Here is a 5662-nt window from a genome sequence, read left to right on the forward strand (position 1 = left end):
GCGGCACAATTTTTCCACCAGTTTTGGTGGGCGAGACACAACGTTACACACGCAAAGTAGACCAAAAGCGCAGAATCCTTCAAAAATGGTCTGCTTTTGCCACCCCGCCCACATCCTGAAATAATGACTGGAATTCTTGCTTCGCCGCGAATTCCCGCAATCCAGGTTGAAGATGACAAGATTCTCGCCTCCCCGAGAATCTTTTTTCAATAATATATAAGGAACAGATGCTCACTGTGCTCGCATCTGGCTTACATAATCCCACCTTGCCATCTCCAGTATCATATCCCGCAGCATCCATCATCTCCATTCATAATCAGTCATAAACATTCAAATTAATGGAACTTTTTGACGTTTTTTGATTGATTTTTCACGAATGCCATGTTATCATACTATTCGGAAGGTGATGAAAGTGCTTGCAGAAGAAAGACAGCAAATGATCCTGCAAATGTTGAAGGAAAACAAAGTCGTCAAGCTTCAGGAAATCTGTGAGAAGTCCGGCTGCTCGGAATCATCCGCCAGAAGAGACTTCCAGCTGCTTGAAGAAAAGAATCTTCTGGTCAGGGTGCACGGCGGTGCGAAAATCAAGTATTCGCTGTCCAGTGAACCGGACATGACCGGCAAGGCGACGCGCAACACTTCTGAAAAGAATACGATTGCGCATGCTGCGGCAAAACATGTTCAGCAGGATGACGTGATTTATCTTGATGCCGGCACTTCAACGCTTGCAATGGTTCAATATCTTGAACCGGAACAGAACCTGACAGTTGTCACGAACGGCGTCATGCATGCATCAATGCTTGCCGACAAGGACATCAGAACGATTCTGATCGGCGGCGAACTCAAGAACACGACAAAGGCCATCGTTGGCGTTGAAGCGGTCAACTCGCTCAAACAGTACCGGTTCAACAAGGTTTTCATGGGGATGAACGGCATCCACCCTCGCTACGGCTACACCACCCCCGATCCCAACGAAGCCGCCGTCAAGCAGGCCGCGATGGAACAAAGCGAGCAGTGCTACGTGCTTGCTGATCACACTAAGTTTGATGCGGTCTCGTTCGTCAAGGTTGCTGACGTTTCGAAAGCGCGAATCATCACCACACAGTTGTTGCCAAAGTTAAGCAGTCAGTACAGCAGGCAGACAACGATACAGGAGGTAGAAAAATGATTTATACGGTGACGGTCAACCCCTCAATCGACTACATCGTTCAGCTCAGGAACCTGACGCTGGGCGAAGTCAATCGCATGGACTATGACAACAAGCTCCCGGGAGGAAAGGGAATCAATGTTTCACGCATCCTGAAGGAGCTCGACGTGGAAAATACAGCGCTCGGCTTCCTGGGCGGTTTTACCGGCAGATTCGTTGAAGAATCGCTTGAAAATGTCGGTTTGAGCACAAGCTTCACGCATATCAAGGAAGACACGCGCATCAACGTTAAAATCAAGGCAGAAGAGGAAACTGAAATCAACGGCCGCGGTCCGGTGATTTCTGATGAAGAATTGGCCGAGTTCAAAAAGCAGTTTGAAAAATTAGAAAAGGGCGACGTCGTGATTTTTGCCGGCAGCCTTGCACCAAATCTCGATGACGGGTTCTATGCGGAACTGATTGACGTGATTCGCGAAAAGGGCGCGGATTTCGTGATCGACACGACGGGTGAGAGCTTGTTGAAGACGCTTGAAAAGAAGCCGCTTGTCGTTAAGCCGAACAACCACGAACTGGCAGATCTCTTCCACGTTGAACTGAAGTCGATGGATGACGTTGCAGAATATGGCAGGAAACTGCTGGAACTTGGAGCACAGCACGTCCTGATCTCAATGGCAGGTGACGGCGGAATGATGATCACAAGGGACAAGGTCTATCGTTCATATGCGCCGAAGGGCACGGTCATCAACTCAGTTGGTGCCGGAGATTCGATGATTGGCGGATTTACCGGAACCTTTGCGAAGACGGGCGACGTCTTGGAGGCGTTCCGTTACGGTCTTGCCTGCGGTTCAGCCACTGCATTTTCCGAAGACCTTGCAGACAGGAAGAAAATCGACGAAATCTTACCATTGATCAAAATTGAAGAATACAAATAAGGAGGGATATCTCATGGACATTCGTAAATTATTGAGAACTGACCTTATGATCATGGATCTTAAGGCTCAGACAAAAGATGAAGTCATTGATGAAATGGTCCACAATCTGTTTGAAAAGGGCGTAATCAATGACGAGGAAGCATATAAGAAGGACATTATCAAACGTGAAGAGGAAGGTTCGACCGGAATGGGTGACGGCATTGCCATTCCGCATGCTCATAACGCAGCCGTCAACGAACCGGCCGTAATGTTTGCAAAGAGCGAAGCGGGCGTTGACTACGATTCGCTTGACGGGCAGCCGGCACATCTCTTCTTCATGATTGCAGCTCCCGAAGGCGGCGACAACACTCACCTTCAGGCCTTGGCAGCATTGTCTCAGGTATTGATGAATCCTGACGTTACGACTGCCCTGAAGTCCGCCGACACACCTGAAAAGGTTCAGGCAGTCTTTGCTGATGCGGTTGCGAAGAAGGAAGCTGAAAACAAGGCGCAGGAAGAGGCTGAAAAGCAGGCTGACAACGCACCTTCAGGCGACCGTCCGTACATCGTTGCCGTCACGGCCTGCCCGAACGGCATCGCGCATACTTACATGGCAGAGGAAAACCTCAAGAAGGCTGCTGAAAAGCTCGGCGTTGACATCAAGGTCGAAACGAACGGTTCAGAAGGCGTCAAGCACCTTCTCTCGGATTCGGAAATTGCACGTGCAAAGGGCGTTGTCATTGCTGCCGACAAGAAAGTTGCAATGGCACGCTTCAACGGCAAGCATCTCATTTCAAAGCCTGTGACGAGCGCCATCAAGAATCCTGAAGAATTGATTCAGACGGTCCTTGACGGCAAAGCTCCGGTCTATGCGGCAGCAGAAGGCGAGGATGATTCCTCGTCATCGGCATCCTCAAATGACACCGTCTGGGGCAGCATCTACAAGCAGCTGATGAACGGGATTTCCCACATGCTTCCGTTTGTCATCGGCGGCGGGATTCTGATGGCCGTCTCCTTCATCGTTGAACAGTACATGGGCGGCGCAAAGTCACCTGCATTCATCTTCCTGAACAATGCCGGCAACATGGCATTTGCCTTCATGGTTCCGGTTCTTGCAGGATACATTGCCGAAGCCATCGGTGATCAGCCGGCCCTCATGCCAGGTTTTGTCGGCGGCTTCATGGCAACTGTCTACTCCGGCTCGTTCGGCGGCGCATATACGGCCAACGTCATGTCCGATGCCAAGTCCGCAGCCGGCTTCCTCGGCGGTATCGCAGCCGGCTTCATTGCAGGTCACATGATGAACGGTCTGAAGAAGCTCTGCAAGGGTCTTCCGAAGTCAGTCGAAGGCATGAAACCGATGCTGATCTATCCGATTCTCGGACTTCTCGGCATTGCACTTGTCATGTACTTCATCGTCAACCCGATCTTCTCCACGATTAACGTCTGGATCACAAGCTTCCTGAATCACCTCGGAACAGGCAACGCTGTTCTGCTCAGCCTGATTCTCGCCGGCATGATGTCCATCGACATGGGCGGTCCTTTCAACAAGGCCGCATATGTCTTTGCATCAGGCGCCTTTGCCAACGACCCGCATTCAACAGCTGCAGCCGGCTTGATGGCAGCAGTCATGGTCGGCGGCATGGTTCCTCCGTTCGCAACTGCGCTTGCAACAGTGCTCTTCCCTAAGAAGTTCACGGAACAGGAACGCCGCGCCGGCATCTCCAACTGGGTTCTCGGTTTCTCCTTCATCACTGAAGGTGCAATTCCGTTCGCAACGGCCGATCCAGGTCACGTGATTCCTTCCTGCATCGTCGGTTCTGCTGTTTCAGGAGCTCTCGTCGGCTTGTGGCATGTGTCCGTTCCCGCACCGCACGGCGGCTTCTGGGTAACGCCGCTTGCAAGCAACCCGCTCTTCTACATTCTCGCTGTAGTGATTGGTTCGGTTGTTGCCGGCATTATCCTCGGTCTCTGGCGCAAACCTGTCGATGAAAAATAAATGACCACCTTGAGTCGCGCATTTTGCGCGGCTCTTTTTTTGCCAAATGCAGTGCGTTGATCCTCATTGCGTGCGTAAGACCGCTTCATTTCAGCTTCATGCAGGTCCCTTCACCCATGTTGCCGAAGCTTTCGGGTTTCCACCGCTTGAAAACAATCTCCGGGGCAGGGATTTACGGTCAAATCTCAAAAACCGGCAATTTGCCCGTAAATCACATGGCTGCGGGATATATGCATGGGCATCAAAAAAACGCCCTCTAAAAACTTTGACAGGTTAAGGGCGTTTTTTATTCGCTTGAAACTCGGCCATCGTTTCGTGGACAGCCTGTGGAAAGCCTTGCCTCATCCGCAAGGCTTTTCTTATACATTGATTATAACACCATGCCACGCAAACTGCACTTGGAACAATTTCCCGAATAATCGAATTCACTGTATGCCGGAATGGGATTCCACACACCAGTGGCCGCCTCTCCAAAGCAGAACTGGATGTCACTCGAATGCCTCGATACACGCAGACTCAAAAAGGCATCTGCCACAATCCCTCCTCCTGAGAGTTGCAACAGATGCCTGATATAATCGGAAAAATTGGCCTTTGGCAGAGTTAGTCGCCGTTAGAGAGAACCTGAAAAATCTAAATGTTCACCAACTGAATCCAATTAAATCCAACTGAATCCAACTTAGCCCGATCCAGGCCCGACTAAGTCCACCTCAGCCCCGATCCAAACTCAACCGACTCAACCGAATTCCAAGCCAGTCCCATCTAATCCCAGTCAGACCATACTCGATAACCCTGCAAGACACCTCGTCAGTCACACTGCATAAGCTCCACTGCAACCGACTCATACGGCCTTAACGTCACTTCTTTTCCGATTTCGTTCCAGTCCCCGTCATAGTTTGAAATCACCTTCCTGCACGATCCCTGCAGCTCAACTGGAACCTTCAGACTGTACTCTTCACCGAAGAAGTTGTTCAAAACAAGAATCCTGCGTCCTGAAAGCTGTCTGATGTATGCGAAGACATGCGTGTCGTCTTCCAAAACCGGCACGAAGTCTCCGTCGGAAATCACGTCGTCGCTCTTTCTTATGGCAATGAGTTTCTGGTAGTAGGCGAAGACCTCACCGTTTCTCAGTTCGTCTGAAACGTTTATCCGGTCCTGTCCCGTCGGCCGAAGCCATGGCGTCCCGGTCGTGAAGCCCGCGTTTTTCCCGCTGTCCCAGTGCATCGGAACCCGTGAGTTGTCACGCGCCTTGCTGTGGACGATGTCGAATGCCTCGTCGGCGGACTTTCCCTTTTCAATCAGCATGTTGTATGCATTGATGGCCTCGACGTCCACGTAGTCGTCAATGCTTTCATACGAAGGATCGGTCATGCCGATTTCCTCACCCTGGTAAATGTAGGGTGTTCCTCTCAGAAGATGCGTGACGGTCGCCAGCATCTCGGCTGACTTCTCGCGGTAATTGACAGGGTCACCGAAGCGGTTCAGCGCCCATGGCTGGTCATGGTTGTTCCAGAACACGGCGTTCCAGCCACCCCCTTCTGACATCTTAACCTGCCAGTCCGTCAGCGTCTTCTTGAGCTTCATGAAGTCAAACGGCATCTTCGACCA

Annotated in this window: 4 protein-coding genes; 3 read left to right on the top strand and 1 reads right to left on the bottom strand. The window is 51.0% G+C overall.

The genetic code is table 11. From position 1 onward, the window contains the following. Positions 1-412 precede the first annotated feature (412 nt). From V7Z60_RS08475 to V7Z60_RS08485, 3 genes are read left to right on the top strand one after another with little or no spacing between them, the layout of a single operon-like run. Positions 413-1168 carry a DeoR/GlpR family DNA-binding transcription regulator gene (locus tag V7Z60_RS08475; RefSeq protein ID WP_334117392.1) on the top strand — a complete coding sequence of 252 codons (756 nt, stop codon included), beginning with the start codon at positions 413-415 and terminating at the stop codon, positions 1166-1168. Continuing rightward, positions 1165-2079: a 1-phosphofructokinase gene (gene pfkB / locus V7Z60_RS08480; protein ID WP_334117393.1), complete on the top strand. Its 915-nt coding sequence runs from the start codon at positions 1165-1167 to the stop codon at positions 2077-2079. Before V7Z60_RS08475 ends, pfkB begins: the two co-directional genes overlap by 4 nt. A gap of 13 nt (positions 2080-2092) precedes the next feature. Then, positions 2093-4057, top strand: coding sequence for a PTS fructose transporter subunit IIABC (locus tag V7Z60_RS08485; protein WP_334117394.1), 1965 nt, complete (start codon positions 2093-2095; stop codon positions 4055-4057). A gap of 804 nt (positions 4058-4861) precedes the next feature. On the opposite strand, the gene V7Z60_RS08490 is transcribed toward V7Z60_RS08485, so the two are convergent. After that, a partial coding sequence (locus V7Z60_RS08490; RefSeq protein ID WP_334117395.1) for an alpha-amylase family glycosyl hydrolase occupies positions 4862-5662 on the bottom strand: 801 nt, incomplete at its 5' end.

This window comes from Ligilactobacillus sp. (assembly GCF_036846325.1).
Classification (GTDB): Bacteria; Bacillota; Bacilli; order Lactobacillales; family Lactobacillaceae; genus Ligilactobacillus.